Here is a 25,529-nt window from a genome sequence, read left to right as displayed (position 1 = left end):
CTGTGACCGTCGCCATCGAAGTCGTGGACCTGTGTAAGCGATTCGCCGAGACCGTGGCGCTGGACGGCGTCTCCTTCGAGGTCCCCGACGGCGAGGTGCTCTCGTTGCTCGGACCGAGCGGATGCGGCAAGACCACGACGCTGCGCTCGATCGCCGGCCTGGAGACACCGGACGACGGGATCATCCGGATCGGCGGTGCCGAGGTCGTCCGCAAGGGACGCAACGTGCCGCCCGAGGAACGCGGGCTGTCCATGGTGTTCCAGCAGTACGCTCTGTGGCCGCACCTGGACGTCAAGGGCAACGTGATGTTCGGCCCGCTGATGCGGCACAAGGGCAAGGCCGAGGCGCACGAGCGGGCGAAGCGGGCGCTGGAGATGGTGAAGCTCTGGCACCAGCGCGACCGCCGGATCGCCCAGCTGTCCGGTGGGCAGCAGCAACGGGTGGCGCTGGCCCGGGCGCTGGCGCTGGAACCGAAGGTGGTGCTGCTCGACGAGCCGCTGTCCAATCTGGACGCCAAGCTGCGGGAGGAGACCAAGCTGGAGCTGATGGAGCTGCAGCGGGCGCTGGGCTTCACCGCGGTCTACGTGACCCACGACCAGGGCGAGGCACTGTCGCTTTCGGACCAGATCGTGATCCTCAACGACGGCCGGATCGAGCAGATCGGCGCGCCGGAGGAGATCTGGTCCGATCCGGCCAGCCGGTTCGTAGCCGAGTTCATCGGCGACTCCAACACGTTCGACGGCGTGCTGGAGCCGACCAGACCGGGCGAGCCGGGTCTGGTGCTGCGCACCACCTCCGGCATGCGGCTGGTCACCAACCTGCGGGGGCCGTTCGGCCCCGGGGACGAGATCACCGCGTTCGTCGCCTTCGACGACGTGGTGATCACCGAGACTGGCGACACGGCCCGCCACAACGTGGTGGCCGGCCACGTCCGCCTGACCAGCTTCCAGGGGTACTCCTCACTGGCCATGATCGAGGTCGGCGACGTGGTGGTGACCGCGCGGGTGCCCTCGCGCAGCCGGCTGCGTGAGGGAGCCGCGGTGTCCGTGGGGATTCCGCCCGACGCGATGAAGTGCTTCGGGGTCCACAACGGTCGGCAGGCCGTGGACGGCACCGTCGCGGCGGTGGGCTGAGATGGGGGCGGTCCCGGTCGCGCTGCTGCCCGGTGACGGCATCGGGCCGGAGATCGTCGAGGCCACGACCGCGGTGCTGGACGCCGCCGGCGCGGAGGTGGAGTGGCTGCCGGTGGTCGCCGGTGCGCGGGTCTTCGAGGAGACCGGCGAGGCGCTGCCGGCGGAGACGGTCGAGACCGCCCGTGCGGCCGGTGTGGTGCTCAAGGGCCCGATGGGTACGCCACGGCAGGGCTACCGCAGCCCGAACCAGCGGCTGCGCGACGCCATGGGCACGTTCGCCAACGTCCGGCTCGCCCGATCCTTTCCGCATCCCGCCACCCAGTTCCCCGGCGTCGACCTCACGCTGATCCGCGACGTGACCGAGGACTTCACCCAGGGCACGGCCCAACGACTCGCGGGTCCGGTGGGCGCGGAGCTCGCGGGGGTGGCGCTGCGGGTGACCACCCGCCCCGCGGTGGACCGGCTGGCACGGTTCGCCTACGACTGGGCGCGCGCACGCGGTAAGCACCGCGTGGCGATCGGGCACCTGGCCACGAGCCAGCGCGCCACCGACGGGCTGTTCGTGGAGACCGCGCTGGCCGCCGCGGCCGACGGGTTCACCGATCTCGACGTCACCGACGAGGCGATGGACCCGCTGTGCACCCACCTGATGCAGCACCCCGGCCGCTACGACGTCCTGCTGACCGGACACCTGTACGGCGGCATCCTGTGTGGCGTGCTCGCCGGGTTGATCGGCACCGTGGGCCTGCTCGCCGGCGCGGCGTTCGGCACGGCCGGCGCGATTTTCGAGGCAGGGCACGGAAACGTGCCGAAGTACGCCGGCCTCGACCGGGCCAACCCGGCAGCCTGCATCCTGTCCGGCGCGATCATGCTCGACCATCTCGGCCAGACCGAGGCCGCCAAACGGGTCCGCGTCGCGGTCGAGCGCACCATCGCCGAGGGGCGGCACACCACCCCCGACCTCGGCGGCACCGGCGGTACGCGGTCCTTCGCCCGCCGCTGCCGCGACCTCGCCGCCGGCTGACCCACGCGACCGGCCGGACAGTCCGGATAGGACAGCCGGCCCATCCTCAAGCCGGCTGGACCGGCACGGTGACCGCGCGGGTCATGCCGAACGTGGGGATCCAGGACGAGTGCTTGCCCTCGCCGCCGACCACGACGATCAGGAAGTCCGCCGGGTCGCCGACCACCGGCACGGTGGCGGTCTCGTCGTCCGTCGCGAGCCACGGTGCCCACGAGCTCAGCCCCCACTGCCCGCCACGGCGCAGATCGCGGATCGGGCGCCGGGCGTGCTCGAACAGGAACCGGCGCACGTCCCGCTTGCGCCACCCGTCGGCGGCGATCGTGGCGGCGTGGTACGGGGCGAGAGCCACCACGACCTCACCGTTGTGCTTGTAGATGTTGTTGGTCGCGATGGTCGACATGGCGTCGGCGACCGTGCGCAGGATGCCCTCGGCGTCGGTGTGCACGTGGTCGTTGATGTTGTGCTGCGACTCGGTGCCCACGACGGTCACCGTGCTCGTCCCCGCCGGGAAGCCGCGCTCGACGTGCAGCGGCTCCCACGGGCTACGTGCCTCGTTCTCGGCGACGCAGAAGCTGTACTTGCCGGGCGTGCCCTGCACCGCGCGGTCCTCGATCCCCGGCCGCGCGCCGCCGATGTTGACCAGGACGAGCCGAAGCGCCCGGCCGAGCGTGGCGTTCGCGCGGTGGCCCTGGCCGAACGCGTTGCGGCCGGCGTTCACGTCCAGCGCCGTGGCCAGCGGACCGTTCACGATCACCAGTGGGGAGGCCGGGTTGGTGGTGGTCTGGACCGACCCGAGCCGGAAGTCCGGGTCGCTCACCGCCCGGGTCGCCGCGACCACCAGCGGGAACAGCTTGGGCGGACAACCGGCCAGCACCGCGTTGACCGCCACCTTCGCCACCGTCGCGACACCCTGCCGGGGAGCCAGCACGCCCAGCGACTCCCCCGGGTCGAGGTCGGTGTGCGCGAGCATCTCCGCGACCGCGGCCTCGGTCGGCGGCAGTACCGGCAGACCGTCGGTCCAGCCGTGCCGGTACAGCAGGTCGTTGGCCCGGGCGACTTCTGCGACCCGGTCCGGGATCTCGATGCTGTCCGGGCCGCACTCGGCCAGCTCCCGCGCCGCGGCCCGCCCGACCGCGGCCTCGGCGTCCCCGGCCAGGTCCTCCCGCCGCGCCGTGAGCACGTGCATCACACCGTCCACTCCGGACTCGGCGACCCGGAGTACAGTGTCCCGGCCGGCCTCGGCGGTCGGCTCCAGCTCGACCAGCGGGATGCCCGGCATGCCGTGCCGGGCCAGCAGCAGCCGGCACGCATCCGCCACCTCGGCGCTGACCAGCAGCGCCACCGGGATGCCGCGGCGTTCCAGCTCGAGGGCGTCCATCGCCGTGCCGAACAGGGAGCCGCCGATCTCGGCGATACCGGCGACCACGCCGTCGCAGCCGGCGAAGTCGTCCAGGAATGGTGCGACGGTCGCGCTCTGCTTCTTCCGTCGCCGCACCGCCGTGCCGACGCCGACCCGCTCGGCCAGCAGCTCCTCGAGGCGGGCGAGCATCAGGTCCGACCCGGGCCGGGTGCTGTCGAGGAACCCCAGCCGGTACGGGCCGCTCCCGCCGGTGCGCTGGGCGATGTCCGCCCGGGACGCCTGCGCCGCCACGCCGATCGGGCTGAGCAGGCGCACGGTCGCGGTGGTGATGGGACCCTTGGCGGTCACGGGCTTCGCTCGCGCTTCGGCCGCAACACCCGTGCCGCTTCGGCTTCGTTCATCCGCAGCTCCGGTTCTCGACGGGGTCAGGACGCGGACCGGGACGGCAGCGCCACCACTGCGGTGCCGGTCGCGGTCCGCTCGCCGCGCTGGTCCTCCGCCCAGATCTCGCACTCGACCAGGTGCCGACCGTCGCGCACCGAGGTGGCGCCGACCCGGCCGCGGCACCAGGTCGTGTCGCCGACCAGGTTGAACCGGCGCACCGCGACGTCGAGGCTCTGCAGGTGGCCGTCGTCGCCGGCCCAGTTGGTCATCAGCGTGGTCAGCCAGGCGACCCGCTGGGGGCCGTAGTCGTACGCGGCCGGCACGCCGACCCGGCGGGCGAACTCGTGGTCCCAGTGCACGATCTCCGGCGGCTCCAACGCACCGACGGAGTTGCGGATCCCGCCGCGCGGGTGCCGCCGGTACCAGCCGGCCGCGTCGCCGTGGGCACGCAGCCACTGGCCGCCCTCGCCGGCGAGGAACACGATGATGTCGGTGACGGTCAGTGGCCCGCGCACGAGCTGCGGGAGCTCCTCACCCACGGCGACGTCCTCCCAGTACCGGGTGACCGCGCCGCGCGGGACCTCCTGCTCGTACTGCGCACAGATCGCGTCGTACTCCTCCGGGCTGTAGGAGGCCAGGGTGAGGTGGTCGTACTTGCCGCGTTCGCGAGCGGCGTCCCGTTCCATCCGGAAGCTGTACGGGTGGCAGACCGCGATGAGCTCGCCGTCCTGGTTGCGGAACTCGGCCTCGCGGATCTGCTTGATGGTGCGCCCGGCGAACTCGCTCCGCTCCTTGATCTCCAGATCCTTGAGGGTGACCGAGGAGGACACGGTGTCGCCCAGCCGGATCGGCTGGTGCCACTCGAACCGCCCGCCGGAGAACATCGAGTGGATGCCACGCAGCCCGCGGGCGCCCCATGCGGTGCGGTTGAACGCGAACAGCATCGACGGCGGGGCGAGCAGGGTGCCGTGCGTCGAGCGCCGGGCGTGCTCCTCGTCTATCCACAATGGATTGTAGTCGCCGACGCCCAGCGCGAAGTGTCGGATGCTGTCGCGGGTGGCCTCGGAGACGAACCCGGGCGGGCCCTCGATCGGCTTGCCGATGTCGGCCCGGAGCTCCTCGATGAGCTCGTCGGTGATGCGCGCGAAAGTGGCAGAACTGGTCATGTCACCGGCTCCTTCATGGGGCTGTCGCCCGCGGTTCCCGCCCGACGCCGGGCGATCCGTCGGTCGCGCGCCCGCCGTCGTCCTGACGTCGGCGGTGCGACCACATCTGCTTGCCACGATCGGATTCGGCCGCGATCGACCAGGGCACGGGTGGGGGGCCGAGCTGCTCCCGGTAGCTCTGCGTGGCGATCCGGGTCAGCTCGGGATCTCGCGCCGCGATCGAGGCGTACTCCCAGGCCCGTTGCTCCACCTGATCGTCCGGCAGGGACTCCAGGGCGAGCCCGGCGGAGGCGGCCTGCCGGCCGCTGATCTCGATACCGAGCAGTCCGATGGCCGCGGCCATCTCCCGTCCGGCCGACCTGCCCAGCAATGTGAACAGCCCACCCCCGGGGTGCAGGCCGTTCTGTAGGAACCCGCCGACCAGCCGCGCTTCGTGAGCGACGATCCGCACGTCGGCGGCCAGGGCCAGGTTCAGACCGCCGCCGGTGGCGACACCGCGAACGGCCGCGATCGTCGGCACGGACAGCGAGCCGAACCGCAGGAACGTCCGGTAGATGATCGAGGTCCGCTGGTACCCGGCCTGGCTGGCCGGATCCGCCGCGGCGCCCAGCCACTCCCGGCGGTCCGAACCGGCGCAGAACGTGCCACCGGCGCCCTGGACGACGACCGCGCCGATCTCCGGGGTGGCGTCGATCTCGTCGCAGCGCCGGATCAGCTCCTCGTTCATCGCCTGCGTCAGTGCGTTTCGAACGTCCACATTGGATAAGGTGAGTATCGCTACCGAGGCGCGAACCTCGAAGAGGATCTCGCCCATCACCCCACGTCCCGTTCGCCGGGGGCCGTCGGCCCCGCCCGCTTCGTCCACGATCCCCTCCTACGTCGCCGAAGCGACCCGCCGTCACGCCAACGAAGCAGGGCGCCGCCGCCCGCTCGTCGACCCGGTGTGGGCAGTGCCATGCACCGTCTCCCGCCGCCGCGCCTCGATGATCTGGTCGGCCGCGGCACGCAGCTTGCGTATCCACTCCTCGCGCTGCTCCTCGCGGTAGCGGATCAGCGGCGCGAACACGGCGAGCCCGTACAGCACGTCGGTGACCGGATCGACCAGCGGCACGGCCAAACCCAGCGCGCCCGGCGACTTCTCGCCGTAACTGATGGCGTAGCCCTGCCGACGGGTCTCGGCGAGCGTGGCCTCCATCTCGTCGACGTCGGTGATCGTGACGTCGGTGAGCCGCTCCAGCCCGGCGCGGTAGATCGTGTTGCGGGTCTTGTCGTCCAGCCATGCCATCAGCAGCCGGCCGCTGGCCCCGGTGTGGATCGGCTCCCGCTTGTTCAACTCGTGCACGAACCGCATCGGCTGGTTGCTGGGAAACTCCGCGACGTAGATCCGAGTGGTGCCCGTGCGCACGCTCAGGCTGATCGTCTCGCCGATGTCGTCGCGCAGCGCCTCCATGTACGGCAGCGCGCATGTCGCCAGCGAGTCACGTTCCAGGTAGCGGCGCGCCAGCACGGTCAGCGTGGGTCCGAGCGAGTACGCCCCGGACCTGTCCTTGGTCACCCATCCCGACTCCTCCAGCGTGACCAGCAGGCGCATCACGGTCGGCTTGGGCAGGTCGACCAGTTCGGTCAACGCGCCGAGCGTGATGGGGCCGCGATCTCCGATGCTCGTGAGCACGGCCTCCAACCTGGATAGTGCCCTCATTCGTTCGAACGCTCCTCACTCGCCGTCGCCCGAGGGCAGCCCGGCGGTCAGCCGAACCACCTCCTCCTCGGACAACCCCACCAGTTCCGTCAACACCTCCGCGGTGTGCTGGCCCAGCAGCGGCGGCGGGGACAGTTCGGCCGCCTGCGAACCCGGCCAGCGCAGCACCGGCCCGATCACCGGCAGCCGACCCGCGGTGGGGTGCTCGACGGTCTGCACCAGCCCGGAATCGCGAGTGTACGGATCGTCGAGCACCTCCCCGACGCTGCGGATCTTGGCATGCGGCACCCCCTCCGCGCCGAGGATCTCCTCCCATTCTGCGATGGTCCGCTTCGACAGGTAGGCGTTGAGGAGCGGGCGCAGTTCCTCCAGGTTCTTGACCCGGTCGTTCATCCGCTTGAAGCGCGGGTCCCGGGTGAGCTCCGGATGGCCCAGCGCGTCGCAGAGCAGATGCCAGAACTTCGACGTCATCACGCCGAGCACCAGGTCGCCGTCCTTGGCGTGGAACACCCCGAGCGGTCCGACGCTGTGGTGCCCGTTGCCGACCCGGCCCGGCGACTCGCCAGTGGCGAAGTAGTAGCCGGACATGTATCCAAGCAGCGACACCATGCTGCGGTACATGGTCACGTCGATCCGCCGGCCCTTGCCGGTGACCTCCCGGCCACGCAGTGCGGCCGTGATTCCGATGACCGCGAACAGGCCGGTGGACATGTCGCCGAGCGGGATGCCGAGCCGGGTCGGCGGGCCGTCCGGAAAGCCGTTGATGCTCATCATCCCGGTCATCGCCTGCAGGGTGATGTCGAATGCCGGCCTCGGGTCGGGTTCCGTGCTCTCCTTGCCGAAACCGGAGATGCAGCACATGATCACGTCCGGACGGGCGGTGCGGAGCACGTCGTAGCCCAGCCCGAGCCGCTCCATCACGCCCGGCCGGAAGTTCTCGATGACCACGTCGCATTTCTCGACCAGCTTGAGGAACGCGGCGCGGCCGGGCTCGGTCTCCAGGTCCAGCACCACGCTTCGCTTGTCGCGGTTCATGCTGAGGAAGTAGTGGCTCTCCCCGCCGATGAACGGCGCGTTGCCTCGGGTGTGGTCGCCCACCCCGGGCCGCTCCACCTTGATGATCTCGGCGCCCAGATCGGCCAGCACCGTGGTCGCGTACGGGCCCGCCAGCACGTGCGTCACGTCCAGCACCCGGACGCCGGACAGCGGCAGAGGATCAGCAGAGGGCACCGGCATCGCATCTCCATCTTGCTCGGGTTCCAGATCGGGACCATTGAGCGATCCGTACCACTGTGTGATACGTGTGAATCACACAGCGACACTATGTTTCCATCCCTCAGCCTGTCAAGCAGGGCCGAGGCATAACCGGACCGCTCGCGCCACGATGTCTTGACAGACAGCGACGACCGGGCGTGTAATTCGCCAGATGGGATAGACGTTTCGTCCACTGAAACGCGGTAACGGTGCCGGGAGATTGACCATGGTCATGTGCCAGAACGCCGATGGGCGCCTCCGGTGACCGGCCACGCGGAGAGCCCGGCGCTCGTCGACGGATCCCGGCCCGGCTCGACCGAACCCACCAGGAACGCCGGCCCCGCCATCCGGATCCGCGACCTGGTGATGAGCTACGGCGAGACCCGCGCCGTCGACGGGCTCGACCTGGAGATCGCCGACGGCGAGATGCTCGTCCTGCTCGGCCCATCCGGCTGCGGCAAGACCACCACCATGCGGTGCGTGGCCGGCCTGGAGACCCCGGTCGAGGGCACGATCGAGATCGGTGGCAGCCGGGCCTTCGACTCGGCCACCGGTCACGCAGTGGCTCCCAACAAGCGCGATGTCGGCATGGTGTTCCAGTCCTATGCGATCTGGCCACACAAGACGGTGTTCCAGAACGTCGCGTTCCCGTTGCGGATGAAGAGCGTGCCGCGAGCCGAGATCGCCGGCCGGGTCGAGGAGATGCTCGCCCTGGTCGGGCTGGAGGGCTTCGCCTCGCGCGGGGCGAGCGACCTGAGCGGTGGGCAGATGCAGCGGGTCGCGCTCGCCCGCAGCCTGGTCATGCGGCCACGCGTGCTGCTACTCGACGAGCCACTGTCCAATCTGGACGCCAAGCTGCGCGAGCGGTTGCGCTTCGAGCTCAAGGAGATCCAGCAGAGCCTGCGGGTGACCAGCATCTACGTCACGCACGACCAAACCGAGGCACTGGCGCTCGCCGACCGCATCGCGGTGATGAGCGCCGGCCGGATCGCGCAGCTGGACGTCCCGCAGGGGCTCTACGAGCGCCCGGCGTCCGCCTTCGTCGCGGACTTCATGGGGTACACGAACATCTGGCCCGCCCGCGTGCTGGAGTCCACGGAGGACGGCGCGACGGTCCGGCTGCTGGACGAAGACCTGACCGTCGGCTCGGTGGCCTCCGGCTGGCATACCGGCGCCGAGGTGTCGGTCGGGCTGCGACCGGAGGCGGTCATGGTCGCCGACGGGCACCCGACCTCCCCCGCCGCCAACACGTGGGCCGGCGAAGTCGCCGTGGCGAGCTATCTGGGCACGCACATCCGTTATCGGGTGCGGCTGCTGGCCGGTCCCGTGCTGGAGGTGGTCAGCCACCGCACACAGGCGATCCGGCCGACAGGCGCCATGGTGACGGTGTCGATCAGCCCGGCCGACGTCACGGTCCTCGGCTCGTGACCCGGTGAACGGAGGTCGGCGGGTGTCCATCCGGACCCGGGCGCGCACCACGACCGTCCGGTCGTTGCCGACCGGGCTCCTGCTGGTGCCGCTGTTCTTCCTGGTGCTCATGCCAGTCGGCATGCTGTTCTACGCGTCCCTTGTGGACCAACCGCCCCTGCCCGGAGTCGGGCTACAGCCGCTCACCCTGGAGAACTACGCGGCGATCCTCAGCTCCGGCAGCCTGACCGCGACGATGCACTCGCTCGTCCTCGGCCTGGGCGGGACCGCCCTGGCGATGGTGTTCGGCGGTGGGCTGGCCTGGCTCGCCGCCCGCACCGACGTTCCCGGCAAGGCCCTGGTTCAGCTCGCCGGGATCACCTCGATGTTCATGTCGGCGCTCGTCGGCTCGTTCGCCTGGTCCCTGCTGGCTTCGCCCAACGCCGGGCTGCTCAACTACGTGGTCGAGGCGACGGGCATGTCCTGGCGGTTCGACATCTACTCGCTGCCGGGCATGATCCTGGTCTTCGGTACGTACTACGCGCCCTACACGTTCCTCTTCGTCTACAGCGCGCTGGTGCTGGTCAACCCGGATGTGGAGGACGCGGCCAGGGTGCACGGCGCCAGCACCCGGCGAGCCACCACGGCCATCACGTTCCCGTTGCTCGCCCCCGCCGTGTTCGGCTCGGCGGTGCTGACGTTTGTGCTGATCGTGGAGAACTTCGCGGTGCCACAGGTGCTCGGCTCACCGGCCGGCATCACCACCCTGCCGTCCACACTGTACCGGCTGATGAACCTCGCACCGGCCGAGGCGAACCAGGCCGCCGCGATGGGGTTCCTGCTCATGGTGGTGGTCGCCACCGTGGTGTTGCTCCAGCGGCGGTTCGTGACCCGCCGGTCGTTCACCACGGTGACCGGCAAGGGATTCCGGCCGCGGCCGATCGCGCTCGGCCGGTGGCGCTGGCCCGCGTTCGGGCTGGCCGCCCTCTACTTCGTGATCTCGGTCGTGCTGCCGTTCGCGGCGCTGTTCCAGATCGCCTTGCGGCGCAACGCCTACATCGACGGGTTCGCCGGCCTGTTCGACGCGAGCGCGTTCAGCCTGGCGAACTTCCAGGAGGTGTGGGAGTCCACGGAGTTCCAGCGCAGCCTGCAGAACAGCCTCGTCATCGGCCTGGCGACCGCGCTCGGCGGCGGGCTGTTCATCCTGGTCATGTCCTATGTGGTCTACCGGACCCGGGCACGCGGGCGGCGGATGGTCGAGTACGTGGCCATGGCTCCGCTGGCGATCCCCGCCCTCGTGCTCGGCATGGGATTCCTCTGGACCTGGTACGCGCTGCCACTGCCGCTGTACGGCACGTTGGCCATCCTGGCGCTCGCCTTCACCACGCAGTTCATGCCACAGGGCTTCCGCAGCATCAGCTCGTCCATCCTGCAGGTGCACCGCGATCTGGAGGACAGCGCCATCGTGGCCGGGGCGTCACGGCTGCGCAGCGTCCGGGAGATCGTCATGCCACTGCTGCGCAGCGGTCTGATCGGCACCGCGCTGCTGCTGCTCATCCTGTCCATGCGCGAGCTCAGCGCGGCGCTGTTCCTGTTCACCGGGCGTACCCGGGTGTTGTCGATCTACGTATTCGACCTGCTGGAAGGCAATTCCGGCCGAGCGGCGGCCGCCAGCCTGATCTACAGCGCGCTGCTGCTGGTCGTCGTGCTGATCGCCCGCCGCTGGATGAACGCCGACCGGAGCGACTAGTGCGGTGGCCGGGAACGTTGGTGGGTTTATCGGCGGATCCAGGATTTCCGCTGGCAAGGCGCCGATTCGGCCTCGTACTGGACGTGCTCGGCCGGATCGGCAACGCCGCCAGCGGGAAGCTGGGCCGTCGAGAAACCCGGCGAACGGTTCCGGCCACCGCACTAGCCCTACATCGATTGGAGAACAGCGTGAACAGACACCGAGCGGCGCTCCGGATGGGCGCACTGGCCACGATCATCGCCGCCACCATGACGGCGTGCGGCGGCTCGGGGGGAGCCGGCGGCGGGCCCGCCGAGGGCGAGGGACTCGTGATCGACGGCGAGACGATCGCCGACGCCGCGCTGGTCGACGCGGCCATGGCGGAGGGGACCGTGGTGGTCTACACGTCCGTGACGGAGCAGCGGGCCCGCGCGGTGCTGGACGCCTTCCAGGAGGACTCCGGCCTCGCCTACGAGCTGGTCCGGCTGGCGGGCGGCGCGCTGTCCCAGCGCGTCCTCAGCGAGCAGGCAGCCGGCCAACTCGGCGCGGACGTGGTCCAGCAGTCCGACTACTCGCTGGCGATCGCGGAGAAGGACGCCGGGGTGTTCGCGCCGTACTGCCCACCTGACAAGGACAAGCTGCCGCAGCAGAGCATCGACGCCGAGTGCACGTTCTGGCCGGCCCAGGACGGGGTCCACGTGATCATCTACAACACCGAGCTGGTCTCCACGGCCGATTCACCGAAGTCCTGGGACGACGTGCTGGACCCCCGGTGGACCGGGAAGTTCAACATGCCCTACATCGGCACCGGCGGCAGCACCTGGGCACGTGATCTCATGCTGCGCAAGGACAAGGGCGTCGAGTACTGGCGCGAGCTGGCCGCGCAGAATCCCGTGCTGACCGCCAGCTCGAGCACCACGCTGGAGTCCGTGGTGCGTGGCGAGTCCCCGGTCGGCAACGCGGTCACCGGTGCGGCACTCGAGGCGATCAACCAGGGCGCGCCGATCGCGATGAACTTCCCGACCGACGGCGCCGCGGCGTACAGCACCTGGACCGGCCTGGCCGCCGAGGCCGCGCACCCGAACGCCGCGAAGGTCCTTCTCAACTGGATGGCGTCCAAGGCCGGGCAGACCGCCACGGTCGAAGAGGGCGGCGACTACTCCGTCCGCGACGACGTGGCGCCACCGGAGGCCAACGGGGAGGCGCTGCCCACCCGCGCGGAGGCCAAGCTGGTCTACCCGGAGACCTTCCCCGAGTACGTCACCGAGCGGAAGACGTACCAGGCCGAGTGGTTGGAGATCTTCGACTACCAGGCCTGAAGCATCTCGTAGGCGACCTACTTCAGGTTGTACCAGCTCAGTGGGTGACGAACACCGCGACGCTGCGGGGTGGCACGGAGAACGTGCCGGTGCCCCTGTCGTAGGCGGATGCGCGCACCACCGGGTCCGCTCCCCCGGCCTGTACCGGATGCAGGCGATAGGTCGCCCCAGCGAGCTCGGGCACCGGCTCGGTGATGGCCTCGTCCGAGGCGTTGAACACGACCACGACACCCTCCCACCGCGGATCCAGGTCCGGGCCGGCCCGGTCGTCGAGGTGCATGACGACCACGCCGGGCGTCTGGTCCGGGCCACCGGTCGGGAAGCTCATTCGGCGCTGCACCGCCTCAGCCGACCCGAGCCGGAACAGCGGCGAGGAGAACCTGATCCGCAGCAGGTCCAGCGCCTGCCGGTGCGCGGCACGGATGTCCGGCTCGTGCGGCTCCAGCGCGGGATCGGACAGCAGCGGGCGCATGTAGTCCCATTTGGACTCGTTGTCCCCGCGTGGCGGCAGGCCCGAGCCCCAGGTCGAGTCCCGGTAGGTCCAGTCGATCCGGTTGAACCAGTCGCCGGAGTTGTAACTGTTGCGGTCCAACGACTTCGACCGGAGCAGGTCCGTTCCCGCGTGCCAGAACGCCGGACCCTGCGCCAGCGCCGTGGTCGCCAGCGCGACGGTGTTCATCCGCACCCGGTCGGACATCGACGTGGCGTGCGGCAGCTTGTACTGCACGACGTCGAACAACGTCTCGTTGTCGTGCGCGTCGACGTACGTGATCGTCTCGCTCGGGTCACCGGCGTAGCCCGCCGGCTGGCCGTTGTAGTCGATCTGCGAGCCGGATACCAGCTCGCCGTCACGGTTGACGAACCGGTAGTCACGCAGGTTGCCGGCCAACCCGACCTTGATCTGGTCCTGGTACAGCAGCAACCGCGCGCGTTGCTCGGCCGGTGTCCCGTTCACCGCGGCGCCGTTCGGGTCGGTGAACAGGCCGGTCGCGTAGCCCTGGATCCTCGGGTCCTCGTCGAACGGGCCGCCGCCACGCACCGCGTCCCGCAGCCGGTCGGAGAACGTGCCGATCCCGGTGTTCGCCATGTTCAGCTGGGTGGCCTGGACGAACCGCGCGTCGTCGGCCACCTCGCCGAAGTTCCAGCCCTCCCCGTACAGGTAGATCTTCCGGCCGTCCACACCGTCCTCGCGCATGGTCAGCGAGTCCAGCGCGGCCCGCACGGCGAGCATGTTCGCCCTGGAGTGGTGGCCCATCAGGTCGAACCGGAAGCCGTCCACTTTGTACTCGCGCGCCCAGGTGACCACGGAGTCGACCATCAGCTTGCCCATCATGCGGTGCTCGGAGGCGGTGTTGGAGCAGCAGGTGGAGGTCTCCACCGCCCCGGTGGCCGACAGCCGGTGGTAGTAGCCCGGCACGATCCGGTCCAAGATGGAGTGTTGGTCCTGGCCGGACGCCGGCGTGTGGTTGTAGACCACGTCCATGACGACGCGCAGCCCGGAACCGTTGAGCGCGCCTACCATCTCCCGGAACTCGCGGGTGCGGGTCGTGCCGTCCGGGTTCGTGGTGTAGGAGCCCTCGGGCGTGGTGTAGTGCAGCGGGTCGTAGCCCCAGTTGAAGCCGTCGGTGTCACGGATCGGCTCGAGGCAGGCCTGCTGGTCCGCCGCGGCCGGGCCGAACGAGTCGAGGTCGCACGCCGGGGTCTGCTGCGCGGAGCGACGCTCCTCGATGGTGGCGATGTCGTTGGTGGGCAACAGGTGCACCGTGTTGAGCCCGGCGCCGCCGAGTTCGCGCAGGTGTCGCATGCCGTTGCTGCGCAGGTGCGTGAACGCGAGGTAGGTGCCCCGGTGCGCGGCCGGAACCGTGGGGTCGGAGACCGAGAAGTCGCGCGTGTGCAGCTCGTAGATCGTGGAGTCCTCCGGCTGGGCCAGGTCGGGCTTGCGCAGCCGGTCCCAGGCCCGCGGTTTCAGCGCGGCGTCGTCCAGGTCGACCAGTACCGACCGCGTGGAGTTGGTGGTCAGCCCGAGCGAGTACGGGTCGGTCACCATGAAGGTGGCGACCTCGTCGAGCGCGGGCACGTACACGCCGACCTCGAACGCATAGCGGGCATCGCGCCAGCGTCGGTCCCCGCGCGCGTGCCAGACGCCGTCGCCGTCGCGGGTCATCGCGACCCGCCGCTCCCCCGCCGGCCCGGGCGGGTCGAGCAGCAGGCCGACCCGCTTCGCGGTGGGCGCCCACAACGCCAGCGACGGCCGGCCGTGCTGCCAAACCGGCCCGAGCCGCTCGTCGTAGGCACCCGCGTACAGGTCGTCGAGCACGCCGGGGATCTGCACGCCGGTGGCGTCGACAAGTCGGCCGTCCGCGTCGTGGGCGGCGACCGCGAGCTGCCCGGTGAGCAGGCCGCCGAGGGCCACCTCGGGCACCCGCAGTGCCTCGTAGGAAGCCAGGTGCGGGTACCGCTCGGCGAGCTCCTCGGGCAGCCCGGCCGGGTCGAGCGTGAGCGGCAGCGACGCACCGCCGGTGACACCATCGCCGGTGGTCTCCAGCCCGCCCTCGGGAGCGTGGTGCAGGCGGAAGGTCCAGCCGCCGGCGTCGTCGGGCAGGTCGAACGCGATCACGTCGCGCCGCAGCCACTGCGCCCGCTGAGCACGCAGGTCCGGCGCCGCGTTGCCGGCCGAGACGGTCAGCACGTGCGTGGCCGCCTCGTAGGAGAAGGAGGTGCGGTCGCCGTCCTCGGCCACCGTGAAGCCGATGTTGGCGCCGTCCCGCGCGCCGCCGGCGCCGTAGTTCTCCGCCCAGGACAACCCGTGTGCCGCCTTGACCTCGTACTGCCCGGCCGGGATGGCGGTGGTCGAGTAGGTGTAGACGCTGTCGGCGTCCGGGTCCTGCAGCCAGGAGCGCATGCAGTCGGGCGCCCAGTCAGCCGGACAGCCCAGCTCGCTCTGGAAGCTGCCGGGCGCGGTGATGATCGGGCCCTCGGCATCGCTGGTCACCCAGTGCGTGGCGGGATCGTAGTAGAAGGAGACCGGGCCGCCGTCGGCCTGGTAACCGATGTCCGGGCCGCCGGCCACCGCGCCGGCGCCGTAGTTCTCGTTCCAGGAACCGTTCACCGCGGCCTTGTACTGGTAGCTCCCTGGCGGTAGCTGGTAGGTGCCCTTCCACACGCCGTCCGCGGGATCGGCGCCGAGCCCGGCCTGGGCACAGTCCGGCTGCCAGTCGCCGGAGCAACCCATCTCGCTGTTGTGTGTGCCGGGCACCGACACCGCGTCCGGTGCCGGCGTGTGGTCGGCACCGGCTGGTGACGGCGGCGTCAGGGCGACCGTGGCGATCACGGCGGCGATGCCGGCCAGAGCCCGGCGGCTGGTCCTCGTCACGGCGGCTCCCGACGCTGGGCCCGGTGGGCGGAAAGGGGCAACACACACTCTGCCCGCGGATCCACGCGCGTCAATCGGGCGATCGGAGCACGGCGCGTGGGTCGGCCGTCAACCAACGATGGGTCGAACCAGCAGCGGCAGCTCCGCCCACACGACCTTCCCACTGTCACGGTGGTCGACTCCCCAAACCAGGCACAGCGCGCGGACGAGGTCCAGCCCCCTGCCGGGCGACCAATCCATGGCCGGCGGGGCCGTTGCGTCGTGCACCTCAAGCCGGATGACGTTACGCCGCTCCGGCAGGATCAGCCGAACCGCGAACGGTGGCCGAGCGTGCCGGAAGGCGTTCGTCGTCAACTCACCGACCACGACCGCCGCGCCCAGTACGGCGCTCTTCGTGCACCCGCGCAGGGGTGCCTCGAGCCAGCGCCGCACACCGGTGAGGAAGTCCGGATCGACGCCGGTGAACCGTACTTCGCCGAGCAGTCGAGCGGGCTCCCGCAGGCCGAGGGTCACAGCGAACACGGGAGCACGAGCATCGACTCCGGCCAGTACATCGGCGCCCCTACTCTCTCGTCGATCCGCTCCCCGCAATCCTCGGTGGTTTCGGCTCCGATCGACCTGACGACTCTCTGACAATCGTCGCTGACAGTAGGCGGAGCACGCCGGTGCCCGGCTCACGGCGGCCGCCCCCTGGAGGGTCTATTGAGGACGTACCCGTGCCGGGATCAGCAGACTGAACAGCGCCAGCGTGACGACCAGTACACCGGTCAACATGTCGTTGATCGTCGGGGCCACGCTCGCCTCGTTGCCGTACTCCAGGGCGAACGGCGCGACGGTGAGCCACACGCCCACCGCCAGCAGTCCCACACGCGCCCAGCGATTCACCCGCCGGTCGATTCGAACCCGCGTTCGTGCGCGGACGACGCGCGACATGACCACTCCTCGAGCTCGACAGCCGAATACCTCCAACTCATAACGCGGGACCCGGCGCGCACCGAAGAGCATTCGGCGAACTGTCAGCCAAACGTCAGACAGATCGACGGCGACCCGGTGGACGTCAGCCGCCGGGCTTGGTCGTGTGGCGCAACAGATTCGCCAGCGCGGCGAGCTCGGTGGACGGCTCGCTGCCCAGGAGCACGACCTCGCGCAGGGCCTGCCGGATGTGAACTCGCCTGCTCAGCGTGGCCGCGTGGCGGGGCGTGGTGATGCCAATGGTCCCTCCGCGCGCGACGACGTCGAGCACGCCGAGAACCTGCCGGGCCGGGACGAGGATCTCCGCGGCGAACCGTTCGGGTGCCTCCGCCCGCACCGCGACCTTGAGGACGGCGTTCTTCAGGTCGACGACCGACCACTGGCAGCGTGCGGCGACCACCGCCAGCTCGTCGTCGTGGCGGGGCCGGTCGACCAGGTCGAGCAGCGGCGCCGCCGACGGCACGTCCGCTCGGGACCGCTCCCCCACGACCAGGACGAACACCGGCCACAGGCCGGCTTCCTCGACCGTGGCCAGCGAGCCGATCCCGCGCGGCCACAGCAGCACGACCTCGATCGCGACGAGGGCGGCCGACTTGTCGCCGGGCCGGGACGGGACGGGTCCGGGGATGGTGTGTCGCATCGGGCTCCATGTCACCGGTTCTGCTTCCTGACCTCGATTCTCACCCGGGAACCGGGCCGTGACGCGTACCGGCCGGGACTGTCAGGCAATCGCAAGGCAGCGATTCCGTTGTCCCATCCCGAGAACGGACGTGCTCGTGCCTGATGTCTGGGCCGCCGTCTCAGGAACCGCTCACCCGGTTTACGACCGGTGTGGTCGAGCAACCCGACATCCATGAAGCTCTCGCATACCGCGCTGGTCCGCGAGGTCGAGGCGGCCGGCATCGGTGACCCGCGCGTGCTGGACGCGTTCCGGCGGACCCGGCGCGACCTGTTCGTCTCCGCGGACCGTGCGGATCTGGCCTACCACGACACACCCATCCCGATCGGGCACGACCAGGTCACCACCCAGCCCACCCTGGTCGCGGTGATGATCGCCGCGCTTCGGCTGCGCGGCGCCGAACGGGTCCTGGAGATCGGCACCGGGCTCGGCTTCCAGACCGCGCTGCTCGCCAGGCTCGCTCACTGGGTCTACTCCGTCGAGCACCACGCGGATCTGGCTCGGCGGGCGCGTGACAACCTCGCCACCGCCGGCATCGACAACGCGACGGTCGTGGTGCGAGACGGCACGACCGGGTTGCCCGACCACGCCCCGTACCAGGGCATCGTCGTCTCGGCGGCCGCGCCGCGGGTACCCCGTCCACTCGCCGACCAGCTCGACGAGGGCGGACGGCTGGTGCAGCCCATCGGGGTGGGCGGTGCCGAACGCGTCATGGCGTTCCACAAGGACGGCGGCGACCTGGTCGAGCAGGAGGAGCTGATCACGGCCCGGTTCGTTCCCCTGATCGGGGAACACGGGCTCCCCTGAGGCGCTGGCCGGTGGTTTGTCGGCCGCGGGTGCGGGTAATGACGACCTGGCGTGGTGTACCGCGACGCACGCCCCCGACCGGAGTCCCGCCCGTCGGACGGATGTTGGCAGACCGCGATGACCACACCGGATCCGGATCCGCATCCGATCCACACCGAACCGCTCGCCGAGCAACGGGCCGACTTCGACCTTCGCACTCGGGACCAGCACGTCGACGGCGGCGAAGACGGGCCGGACGTCGACCAGGAGCGCCAACCACGGCTGTAGACGCGGGCGCGACGAAGGGCGGGGCCGCGAATGGACGCGGAGGTCACGCTTCGGGTCGACGGGGTGGCGCGTGCGGTCACCATGGGCCTCCATGGCGCTACACGTGCACAGCGTGCTCGACGAGCACGACCCGCACGTGAATCCACTGGGCACCAAGGGAATCGGCGAGATCGGCCCTACGCCGACGACCTGGTGTCGACGATCGACGCCACATCGATGAGGTCGATCCCGGCGCCCCGCGAAATCCTCGGCACCCGCACGCCGACCCATGGCCTGCCGGTCGTCGGCTCCGGCACGACCGGCCCGACGACCACGCCCATCCCGAAACGCTCCCGGCCATCCGCTGTCGCCGGGCGCCGGAAGGTCACCACCGAACCGCGCGACGGGCCTGGAACCGGCGCCAGGTCCTTGTTCGATCGAGACAACGCTATTCATCCTCCGTCTGAGAAGTCCCAAGTGGACGGTCGCGACACGCGGTAGGCATCCGCGGGCCCGAACGCCCTGCCGGCGCGGCGGACGTCCCCGCCATCGAATCGTCCGCCGCCTTGCGCACGTTCGGCGAGTACCCCGGCAGGTCACGCCGTGAACTCGTGCCGGGCCTCAGGCGCGGGTTCGCTGGCGTGCGGCGAGCCGAGCGGCGAGCCACAGCGGGAGCGCGGCCGCGACGCCAGTGAGTGCGAGCAGGGTGACCGAGAGCGTGCTCGCGTAGCCGAGCTCCCCGTACTCGAACGCCCGGCGGTAGATCAGCAGGGGCGCCGTGAGGGTCGCGTTCGCCGGGCCGCCGCCGGTCAGGAGCAGGGCCGGTACGAACGCGTTCTGCACGACCACGACGACGTCCCGCACCGCGAGGACGAGCACGATCGGCGCCATCAGCGGCAGCGTCACCCTCGTCAGCGCGAACCAGGCACTCCCGCCCTCCAGCGCGATCGCCTCGTGGAGGCGTGGCGGGATCGCGGCGCGCGCGGCGAGGGCGACGACGAACGCCTCCCCTACCTGGAACGCCATGACGAGTGCCAGCCCGAGCCGCGCCCCCCACGGCGTAGTCAGGAACCCCGGGTCCGGGATGCCGAGTGCGCCGAGCAGCGCCGGCAGCGGACCGTAGAGCGGGTTGAGGATCCACAGCCACAGCAACGCCCACGCCGCCTCCGGAATGGTCGACGGCAGGTACGCCGCGACGCGCCCGACCGCCGTTCGCGCACCGCGGCGGCGGGCCAGCAGGAGCGCCGCACCGACCGCGAGCAGCAGCCGCAGCGGCACGACGACCACGGCGACGAGCGCGCTGATGCCGACGGCATTCCAAAAAGGACGGTCCGCCGCCAGTCGGGCGAGGTTGTCGGTTCCGGTGAACTCCGGTGCGCGGAAACCGAAGTAGCTCGTGAACGCGAGCGCCGCGGCCAGCACCAGCGGGGCCAGGACGAGCAGGAGCGACCCCAGGAGGTAGGGCAGGGCGAGCGGCCACCGCCGGATGCCCGCCACCGCGGCACGGCCGCGCCCCCTCACCGGCGCTCGCCCGTCGCGGCGTCGAAGCGGTGCTCGTCCTCGGTGCGCCAGGCCATCGTCGCCCGGTCCCCGACCCGCGGGGCGTCGGCCCACGGCAGCCGGGCGAGCAGGTCACCGTCCGCCTCGTCCGGCAGGACCCGGACGAGGCACTCCTCCCCCGCCGGCTCGACCGCGACCACCGACCCCACCCGGCCGGTCTGGCTCTGGCTCTGGCTCTGGCTCTGGCTCAACCGAACCCGCTCGGGCCGCACGCCCACGACGACCCCGCCGGCGGCGGGCAGAAGGTTCATCGGCAGCGGGCCGAAGATCCGCGCCACCGCCGTGGTCGCGGGCCGCGCGTACACGTCGGCGGGGTTGTCGCACTGGAGCACCCGCCCGGCCACCATGACGGCTACCCGGTCCCCCATCGCCATCGCCTCGACCTGGTCGTGGGTGACGTGCACCATCGGCACGCCCAACGAGCGCCGCACCGCTCGTATCTCCCCGCGCATCCGCAGGCGCAGCTCGGCGTCGACGGAGGCGAGCGGCTCGTCGAGCAGGCACACCCGGGGAGAGCGGATCATGACCCGCGCGAGCGCCACCCGCTGCCGCTCCCCACCGCTCAGCTCGCCCGGCATCCGCGCCAGGAGGGGCTCGACGTCGAGGGTGCGGGCCACCTCGCGGACCCGAGCCTCGACCGCGCGCCGCCGAGCCCCACGGGCCCGCTCCCCGATCCCGATGTTCGCGGCGACGTTCAGGTGCGGAAAGAGCGCGGCCTCCTGGAACACCATCGCGACGTCCCGCCGGCCGGCCGGCGTCTCGGTGACGTCCCGGTCGTCGATGACCACGCGCCCGGCGTCGAGCGCCTCCAGTCCGGCGACCGCGCGCAGCAGCGTCGACTTGCCCGATCCCGACGGCCCGACGATGACGAGGAGCTCGTCGGCCTTCGCCTCGAGGTCGACCCCGTCGAGAGCCAGGACCCGCGCCCCGCGACGGGCCCGGAACTGCTTGTGCGCGGCCTCGACCAGCAGGCTCATCGGTCCCGCAGCAGTGGGTCGGCCTGCTCCTGGATCTCCGCGAGGACCTCGTCGAGCGGGACGCCGTCGGCGAAGGCGCGCTCCAGCTGGGTGCCGATCACGTCCTCGACCTCGGGCCACGACGGCGTCACCGGCGTGTGCCTCAGATGCGGGATGGCGTCGAGGAACACCTGCGACGACGCCGGCTCGCGGGCCGGGCTGAGGAATGCCGGAGACGTCGCGACCGAGCGCAGTGACGGCACGGTGCGCCCACCGAGGGCGGTGATGGTCTGGCCCTGCCGGCCCACCGCGTAGGCGACGAACCTCGCCGCGGCCGCCGCGTTCTCGGAGCCGCTCGCGACGCAGTACGCGTCGGAGTGCAGCACCGACGCCGGTTCGCCCATGACCGGTAGCGCGGCGACGTCGAAGTCGAGACCACGCTGTTCCCGCAACTCCGGCACTTCGACGCGCGAGCTCAGAAACATCGCCAGCTTCCCCGTCATGAACTGCTCCGGCAGTCCCTGCGCGGCGAGCTGCTCCTTGTTCGGTGTGGCGCCGGTGCCCATGAGGTCGACGACGGCGTCGAGGGCGGCGCGGGCGCCGGGCTCGTGGAGGGTCGTGCGGGTGGGAGCCTCGTCGTCGTCGACGATGTCGCCGCCGCTGCCCCAGATGAATGGCGCCATCCTGGTGATCGACGCGTCGATGCCGACCCCTTTCACCCCGCCGGTGGTCAGGGCCCGAGCCGTCGCCACGAACTCGTCCCAGCTCCAGCCGGCCCGCGGCGGGGGGACGCGGGCCTGCTCGAACAGCCCGCGGTTCCAGTAGACGACGAGCGAGGAGATGTTCTGCGGCATGCACTGCAGCGCACCGTCATAGGTGAACGCGCGCAGCGGCTCCTCGTAGTAGCCGGCCATGTCGACCCGCTCTCGCTCGAGCAGCGGGCCGATGGGCCGCACGGCACCGCGCCGCGCGAACGGGGCGTACTCGCGGTAGTTGATCAGGAAGACGTCCGGCGCGTCGCCGGACGCGAACGCGGTGGAGAGCCGGGTGAGATGGTCGTCGCGTGCCACCGTGACGAGCTCGACCTCGCCGCCCCCGGCCTCCCGGTACGCCGTCACGAGGCTGCGATAGACCGCCGCCTGCTCCGGGTCGGCCCCGACCTGCACGGTGATCGGCGCCGTCGCGTCGCCGTCGTCACCCGCGGCCGGTCCGCCGGCGCAGGCACTCAGGACGAGAAGCACCGGAATCGCCAGGATGATGAGTCTCATGTGCGCTCCACCGAGGAGAAGAAGGACCGTTGGGCGATGCCGAACGCGAGCAGCGCGGGCGCGGTCACGACGACCGCGGCGGCGAGGTAGATCGGATACAGTGCGACCTCCATCTCACTGAGGCTTCGCAGACCCAGCGCCACCGGCCAGTTGCCCGGCGACGACACGAGGGTCAGCGGATCCATGAACGTGGACCAGTAGTACAGCCCGGACAGCGCCGCGACGGCGACCGCCGCGGGTCGGGCGAGCGGAAGCGCGATCCGGCGCCACACCGCGAACGGGCTCAGACCCTCGAGCGTGGCGGCCTCGAGCAATGACGCGGGGATGCGCGAGTACGCCAACGCGAACAGCAGCACGTAGAACGGAGTCGTGCCGGCGAGCGCGAGCAGGGCGACCGTGAGCGGCGTGTCCGCGAGACCGACGCCGCGCAACAGCACGACCCGCGGCACCCAGAGCGCGGCGGCGGGCACGAGCAGCATGAGCACCGAGACGCCGACGAGCCAGCGGCGCAGCCGGCCGCGAGCGGTGACGATCGCGAGGCCGGCCATCGACGTGACGACGACGGTGACCGGGACCGCGACGACGACGAGCAGCAGCGAGTTCAGCAGCAGCCGAGCGAGCGGCATGAACCGCGGCACGGTCGCGTAGTTCTCCCACTCGACGGGGTCGGGCCAGAGGTCGAGCCCGTTCGGCGGCGGCTGCAGCGGGCGTTGCAGCGAGCCCAGCACCATGACGACGAGCGGCGCGAGGAAGACGACGGACAACGCGACCACCCCGACGGTCCACCAGAAGGTGGGCCGTCGGGGTGGTGGGGTGGTGTGTGGCCGTGCCAGTGCCGCGCCCGTCTCAGCCGGCGTCGGCGAGCGAGGTCGTCCAGACGCCACGGCCGTAGGTCGCGGCGTACAACGTCTGGCTACCACTGGGCAGGTCGATGTCGTTGATCGGCACCAGCGGCAGGTTCGCCCCCACCTTGACCCAGGTCTTCCCGAGGTTGGTCGTGCGGAAGACACCGACGTCGGTGGCGATGAACAGCCAGTTCTTCTTGGCCGGGTGGCGGATGACGTCGTTGATCGGCGCCTGCGGGATGCGCCGGCCCACGATGTCGGACCACGTCCGGCCGCCGTCCCTGGTCATCACCAGGTGCGGGTAGCCGTCACCGGAGCGCCAGCCGGAGAAGCTGGCCCACGCCACCTTCGGGTCCTGCGGGTCGACGGTGACCCGGGTGACCCAACGTCCCGGGAAGACCGGGCTCTCCAGCTTCTGCCAGGTCACCTGGTCCGGGGCGGCCATCGCGTTGCGGCTGACCCACATCAGCCCGCTGTCGGTGCCGGCGTAGACCAGGTTCGGGTCGGCCGGCGTGGAGCCGATCGCCGTGACGGTCCCGAAGCCGGGGGCACGGGGCTCGGTGCCCTCGGTGAGGTCCGGGCTGATCGACACCCACTGGCGCTGCCCGGGGTCGGTGTCGATCCGGTTGACGGTCTCGCTGCCGCCGAACAGGATCCGCGGGTCGGCGGAGAACTCCAGCGGCGCCACCCAGTTCACGCGCTGGCCGGGGATCCGCATGGTGAAGCCGGCCCCGTCGACGAAGCCGCGGCAGCCGCCGTTCTGCGAGCAGCCGTAGTACTTCCGGTCGTTCGACGGGTCGATGCGGTTCATCATCCCGTCGCCCCCGACGAAGTTGAACCAGTCACCGTTGACGGTGTTGTCGGCCGCCCACGACTTCAGCGAGCCGTTGTCCTGGGAGCCGGCGTTGACCCGCGCGCCGTCCTGGACCGAGACGTCCATCGCGTAGAACTGTGTCACGGGCAGGTGCGGCGTCTTGGCCCACAGCCCGCGCGCGGCGCCGTTCTCGGTCGACCAGTAGAAGCCGCCGTCGTTGCCGATGAACACCTTGCGCGGCGTGAAGGGGTCCCACTCGAGGCCGTGCTGGTCGGCGTGCAGGGTCCGCGACGTCGTCCACGTGAGACCGCCGTCGAGGCTCTCGGCGAGGTTCACGCCCGCGACGAAGACGTGCCGCGGGTCGACCGGATCGACGTAGACGCGGCCGAACCACCACGCGAACCCGCCGCTGATGTTCTGCAGGGTGCCGCCCGAGGTGGCACCGACCGGGGTCCAGGTCGCACCGGCGTCCGTGCTCGTGAAGAAGCCGTTGAAGTTGCCGCCGGCCGCGCTCGAGATGAGGTAGGCGCGGTTGGGGTCGCTGTCGCTGAAGTCCACCCCCATGCGGCCGACGTAGGTCGCGGTGACCGGCTGCCCCTCGACGTCGACGCTCTGCGGGAGCGGCTCGTCGTGGATGTTCGCCCACGTGCGACCACCGTCGGTGGAGCGGTAGAGGAAGGACTTCTTGCCGTAGATGCGCGACTTCTCGTCCCGGATCTTGTCCCAGGTCGTGGCGAGCATGATGTCCGGGTCGGACTTGTTGATGGTCACGTCGATCGCGCCGGTGGAGGCGCTGTCCGGGACGATGACGCGGGTCCAGCTCGCCCCGCCGTCCTCGGTCATGAACAGGCCACGGGTCGGCTCGGTGTCGTGCAGTGCGCCCATGACGGCGACGAACACCCGGTCGTCGTCCCGCGGGTCGATGACGATCTGCCCGATGGTGTCGCCGTCGCGCAGACCCAGGTTGGTCCACGTCGCGCCGCCGTCGGTGGACTTGTAGATGCCGTTGCCGTAGTACGCGGAGCCGCCGCCGTGGTCGGGCTCGCCGGTGCCGGCCCAGACGACGCCCTGGGAGTCGACCGCGACGGCACCCATCGACTGGGGAAACGCCGCGGGCCACACGGAGTCGAAGCTCGCGCCGCCGTCAGCGGAACGCCACAGGCCGCCGCTGCCGGTCGCGATGTAGACGACGTCCCGCGTCGTGGGGTCGGCCGCGACGTCGCGGATGCGACCGCCGATGTTGCTCGGGCCGAGGTCCGACCACACCTGGTCCGTGCTCGGCGAGCCCATGGCCGACACACCCATCTGCGTGGACTGCGAGATCGCCGCGGTGACGGCGGCGTCCGGGATCGAGCCGTCGGCATTGGCCCGCTGCCAGTACATCCACTCCTCGGCGCCCACCGGATTCGCCGTGACAGACGACTGGGCGCTCGGTGCCTTCGTTCCGTCGACCTTCGGTTCGGTGACGGACGCGGCGCCGGCGCCCAGGAGGATCATGATGGCCGTTGCGGCCAGGATCGGGACATGTCTTGCT

22 protein-coding genes are annotated in these 25,529 nt (G+C 70.9%); 7 read left to right on the top strand and 15 right to left on the bottom strand.

Annotated features, from left to right (window positions below):
- Positions 1–2: 2 nt before the first annotated feature.
- On the top strand, positions 3–1,133 hold the full coding sequence (locus ACRDTB_RS03790; RefSeq protein ID WP_431428497.1) for an ABC transporter ATP-binding protein: 1,131 nt from the start codon (positions 3–5) through the stop codon (positions 1,131–1,133).
- Position 1,134: 1 nt separating this feature from the next.
- Positions 1,135–2,157, top strand: coding sequence for an isocitrate/isopropylmalate family dehydrogenase (locus ACRDTB_RS03785; protein ID WP_431428496.1), 1,023 nt, complete (start codon positions 1,135–1,137; stop codon positions 2,155–2,157).
- 46 nt (positions 2,158–2,203) lie between these two features.
- On the opposite strand, the gene ACRDTB_RS03780 is transcribed toward ACRDTB_RS03785, so the two are convergent.
- The 5 genes from ACRDTB_RS03780 to ACRDTB_RS03760 form a co-directional block, all read right to left on the bottom strand.
- Positions 2,204–3,865, bottom strand: coding sequence for a UGSC family (seleno)protein (locus ACRDTB_RS03780; protein WP_431428495.1), 1,662 nt, complete (start codon positions 3,863–3,865; stop codon positions 2,204–2,206).
- Between the two features lie 77 nt (positions 3,866–3,942).
- On the bottom strand, positions 3,943–5,067 hold the full coding sequence (locus ACRDTB_RS03775; protein WP_431428494.1) for an FAS1-like dehydratase domain-containing protein: 1,125 nt from the start codon (positions 5,065–5,067) through the stop codon (positions 3,943–3,945).
- 13 nt (positions 5,068–5,080) lie between these two features.
- Entirely contained in the window at positions 5,081–5,881 is an 801-nt protein-coding gene (locus ACRDTB_RS03770) for an enoyl-CoA hydratase/isomerase family protein (protein ID WP_431428532.1), read from the bottom strand.
- An 84-nt stretch (positions 5,882–5,965) separates the two neighbouring features.
- Positions 5,966–6,766, bottom strand: a complete 801-nt coding sequence (locus tag ACRDTB_RS03765) for an IclR family transcriptional regulator (protein ID WP_431428493.1) — start codon at positions 6,764–6,766, stop codon at positions 5,966–5,968.
- Between the two features lie 15 nt (positions 6,767–6,781).
- Positions 6,782–8,002 carry a CaiB/BaiF CoA transferase family protein gene (locus tag ACRDTB_RS03760; protein ID WP_431428492.1) on the bottom strand — a complete coding sequence of 407 codons (1,221 nt, stop codon included), beginning with the start codon at positions 8,000–8,002 and terminating at the stop codon, positions 6,782–6,784.
- 252 nt (positions 8,003–8,254) lie between these two features.
- On the opposite strand from ACRDTB_RS03760, the gene ACRDTB_RS03755 reads away from it, so the two are divergent.
- The 3 genes from ACRDTB_RS03755 to ACRDTB_RS03745 all read left to right on the top strand — a co-directional run bounded on the left by ACRDTB_RS03755 (position 8,255) and on the right by ACRDTB_RS03745 (position 12,475).
- Positions 8,255–9,448: an ABC transporter ATP-binding protein gene (locus tag ACRDTB_RS03755; RefSeq protein WP_431428491.1), complete on the top strand. Its 1,194-nt coding sequence runs from the start codon at positions 8,255–8,257 to the stop codon at positions 9,446–9,448.
- Positions 9,449–9,470: 22 nt separating this feature from the next.
- Positions 9,471–11,177 carry an ABC transporter permease gene (locus ACRDTB_RS03750; protein ID WP_431428490.1) on the top strand — a complete coding sequence of 569 codons (1,707 nt, stop codon included), beginning with the start codon at positions 9,471–9,473 and terminating at the stop codon, positions 11,175–11,177.
- A gap of 188 nt (positions 11,178–11,365) precedes the next feature.
- Entirely contained in the window at positions 11,366–12,475 is a 1,110-nt protein-coding gene (locus ACRDTB_RS03745) for an ABC transporter substrate-binding protein (RefSeq protein ID WP_431428489.1), read from the top strand.
- A 37-nt stretch (positions 12,476–12,512) separates the two neighbouring features.
- Here ACRDTB_RS03745 and pulA read toward each other — a convergent pair whose 3' ends face one another.
- The 4 genes from pulA to ACRDTB_RS03725 all read right to left on the bottom strand — a co-directional run bounded on the left by pulA (position 12,513) and on the right by ACRDTB_RS03725 (position 17,460).
- The gene (gene pulA, locus ACRDTB_RS03740; RefSeq protein ID WP_431428488.1) at positions 12,513–15,848 is read right to left on the bottom strand and encodes a pullulanase-type alpha-1,6-glucosidase; all 3,336 of its coding nucleotides are present in this window, start codon (positions 15,846–15,848) and stop codon (positions 12,513–12,515) included.
- 108 nt (positions 15,849–15,956) lie between these two features.
- Positions 15,957–16,370, bottom strand: a complete 414-nt coding sequence (locus ACRDTB_RS03735) for an ATP-binding protein (RefSeq protein ID WP_431428487.1) — start codon at positions 16,368–16,370, stop codon at positions 15,957–15,959.
- A gap of 177 nt (positions 16,371–16,547) precedes the next feature.
- Positions 16,548–16,781, bottom strand: coding sequence for an SPW repeat domain-containing protein (locus ACRDTB_RS03730; protein WP_431428486.1), 234 nt, complete (start codon positions 16,779–16,781; stop codon positions 16,548–16,550).
- A gap of 124 nt (positions 16,782–16,905) precedes the next feature.
- Positions 16,906–17,460: a hypothetical protein gene (locus tag ACRDTB_RS03725; protein ID WP_431428485.1), complete on the bottom strand. Its 555-nt coding sequence runs from the start codon at positions 17,458–17,460 to the stop codon at positions 16,906–16,908.
- A gap of 213 nt (positions 17,461–17,673) precedes the next feature.
- Between ACRDTB_RS03725 and ACRDTB_RS03720 the strand changes: the two genes are divergently transcribed.
- Both ACRDTB_RS03720 and ACRDTB_RS03715 read left to right on the top strand, forming a co-directional pair.
- The gene (locus ACRDTB_RS03720) at positions 17,674–18,306 is read left to right on the top strand and encodes a protein-L-isoaspartate(D-aspartate) O-methyltransferase (RefSeq protein ID WP_431428483.1); all 633 of its coding nucleotides are present in this window, start codon (positions 17,674–17,676) and stop codon (positions 18,304–18,306) included.
- A 117-nt stretch (positions 18,307–18,423) separates the two neighbouring features.
- Positions 18,424–18,573: a hypothetical protein gene (locus tag ACRDTB_RS03715; protein WP_431428482.1), complete on the top strand. Its 150-nt coding sequence runs from the start codon at positions 18,424–18,426 to the stop codon at positions 18,571–18,573.
- A 176-nt stretch (positions 18,574–18,749) separates the two neighbouring features.
- Here the strand turns inward: ACRDTB_RS03715 and ACRDTB_RS03710 are convergent, their stop codons facing one another.
- The 6 genes from ACRDTB_RS03710 to ACRDTB_RS03685 all read right to left on the bottom strand — a co-directional run bounded on the left by ACRDTB_RS03710 (position 18,750) and on the right by ACRDTB_RS03685 (position 25,492).
- Entirely contained in the window at positions 18,750–18,893 is a 144-nt protein-coding gene (locus ACRDTB_RS03710) for a hypothetical protein (RefSeq protein ID WP_431428481.1), read from the bottom strand.
- Positions 18,894–19,173: 280 nt separating this feature from the next.
- Positions 19,174–20,073: a carbohydrate ABC transporter permease gene (locus ACRDTB_RS03705; RefSeq protein WP_431428480.1), complete on the bottom strand. Its 900-nt coding sequence runs from the start codon at positions 20,071–20,073 to the stop codon at positions 19,174–19,176.
- Complete coding sequence (locus ACRDTB_RS03700) at positions 20,070–21,089, bottom strand: ABC transporter ATP-binding protein (protein WP_431428479.1); 1,020 nt, start codon at positions 21,087–21,089, stop codon at positions 20,070–20,072. The genes ACRDTB_RS03705 and ACRDTB_RS03700 overlap by 4 nt, the downstream gene beginning before the upstream one ends.
- A complete protein-coding gene (locus tag ACRDTB_RS03695) occupies positions 21,086–22,336 on the bottom strand; it encodes an ABC transporter substrate-binding protein (protein WP_431428478.1) in 1,251 nt (416 codons plus the stop codon). The genes ACRDTB_RS03700 and ACRDTB_RS03695 overlap by 4 nt, the downstream gene beginning before the upstream one ends.
- Positions 22,333–23,100: a carbohydrate ABC transporter permease gene (locus ACRDTB_RS03690; protein WP_431428477.1), complete on the bottom strand. Its 768-nt coding sequence runs from the start codon at positions 23,098–23,100 to the stop codon at positions 22,333–22,335. Before ACRDTB_RS03690 ends, ACRDTB_RS03695 begins: the two co-directional genes overlap by 4 nt.
- An 82-nt stretch (positions 23,101–23,182) precedes the next feature.
- Positions 23,183–25,492: a WD40/YVTN/BNR-like repeat-containing protein gene (locus ACRDTB_RS03685; RefSeq protein WP_431428476.1), complete on the bottom strand. Its 2,310-nt coding sequence runs from the start codon at positions 25,490–25,492 to the stop codon at positions 23,183–23,185.
- Positions 25,493–25,529 lie beyond the last annotated feature (37 nt).

Source organism: Actinophytocola sp., from assembly GCF_050699935.1.
Taxonomy (GTDB): domain Bacteria; phylum Actinomycetota; class Actinomycetes; order Mycobacteriales; family Pseudonocardiaceae; genus Actinophytocola.
This window is presented reverse-complemented; position numbering and strand designations above follow the sequence as displayed.

Bases quoted from the DNA above. Each gene is read 5' to 3' on its own strand.
- ACRDTB_RS03785 (WP_431428496.1), top strand. From the start codon at position 1,135: ATGGGGGCGGTCCCGGTCGCGCTGCTGCCCGGTGACGGCATCGGGCCG.
- ACRDTB_RS03775 (WP_431428494.1), bottom strand. From the start codon at position 5,067: ATGACCAGTTCTGCCACTTTCGCGCGCATCACCGACGAGCTCATCGAG.
- ACRDTB_RS03770 (WP_431428532.1), bottom strand. From the start codon at position 5,881: ATGGGCGAGATCCTCTTCGAGGTTCGCGCCTCGGTAGCGATACTCACC.
- ACRDTB_RS03765 (WP_431428493.1), bottom strand. From the start codon at position 6,766: ATGAGGGCACTATCCAGGTTGGAGGCCGTGCTCACGAGCATCGGAGAT.
- ACRDTB_RS03760 (WP_431428492.1), bottom strand. From the start codon at position 8,002: ATGCCGGTGCCCTCTGCTGATCCTCTGCCGCTGTCCGGCGTCCGGGTG.
- ACRDTB_RS03730 (WP_431428486.1), bottom strand. From the start codon at position 16,781: ATGTCGCGCGTCGTCCGCGCACGAACGCGGGTTCGAATCGACCGGCGG.
- ACRDTB_RS03725 (WP_431428485.1), bottom strand. From the start codon at position 17,460: ATGCGACACACCATCCCCGGACCCGTCCCGTCCCGGCCCGGCGACAAG.
- ACRDTB_RS03720 (WP_431428483.1), top strand. From the start codon at position 17,674: ATGAAGCTCTCGCATACCGCGCTGGTCCGCGAGGTCGAGGCGGCCGGC.
- ACRDTB_RS03715 (WP_431428482.1), top strand. From the start codon at position 18,424: ATGACCACACCGGATCCGGATCCGCATCCGATCCACACCGAACCGCTC.
- ACRDTB_RS03710 (WP_431428481.1), bottom strand. From the start codon at position 18,893: ATGGGCGTGGTCGTCGGGCCGGTCGTGCCGGAGCCGACGACCGGCAGG.
- ACRDTB_RS03700 (WP_431428479.1), bottom strand. From the start codon at position 21,089: ATGAGCCTGCTGGTCGAGGCCGCGCACAAGCAGTTCCGGGCCCGTCGC.
- ACRDTB_RS03695 (WP_431428478.1), bottom strand. From the start codon at position 22,336: ATGAGACTCATCATCCTGGCGATTCCGGTGCTTCTCGTCCTGAGTGCC.
- ACRDTB_RS03685 (WP_431428476.1), bottom strand. From the start codon at position 25,492: ATGATCCTCCTGGGCGCCGGCGCCGCGTCCGTCACCGAACCGAAGGTC.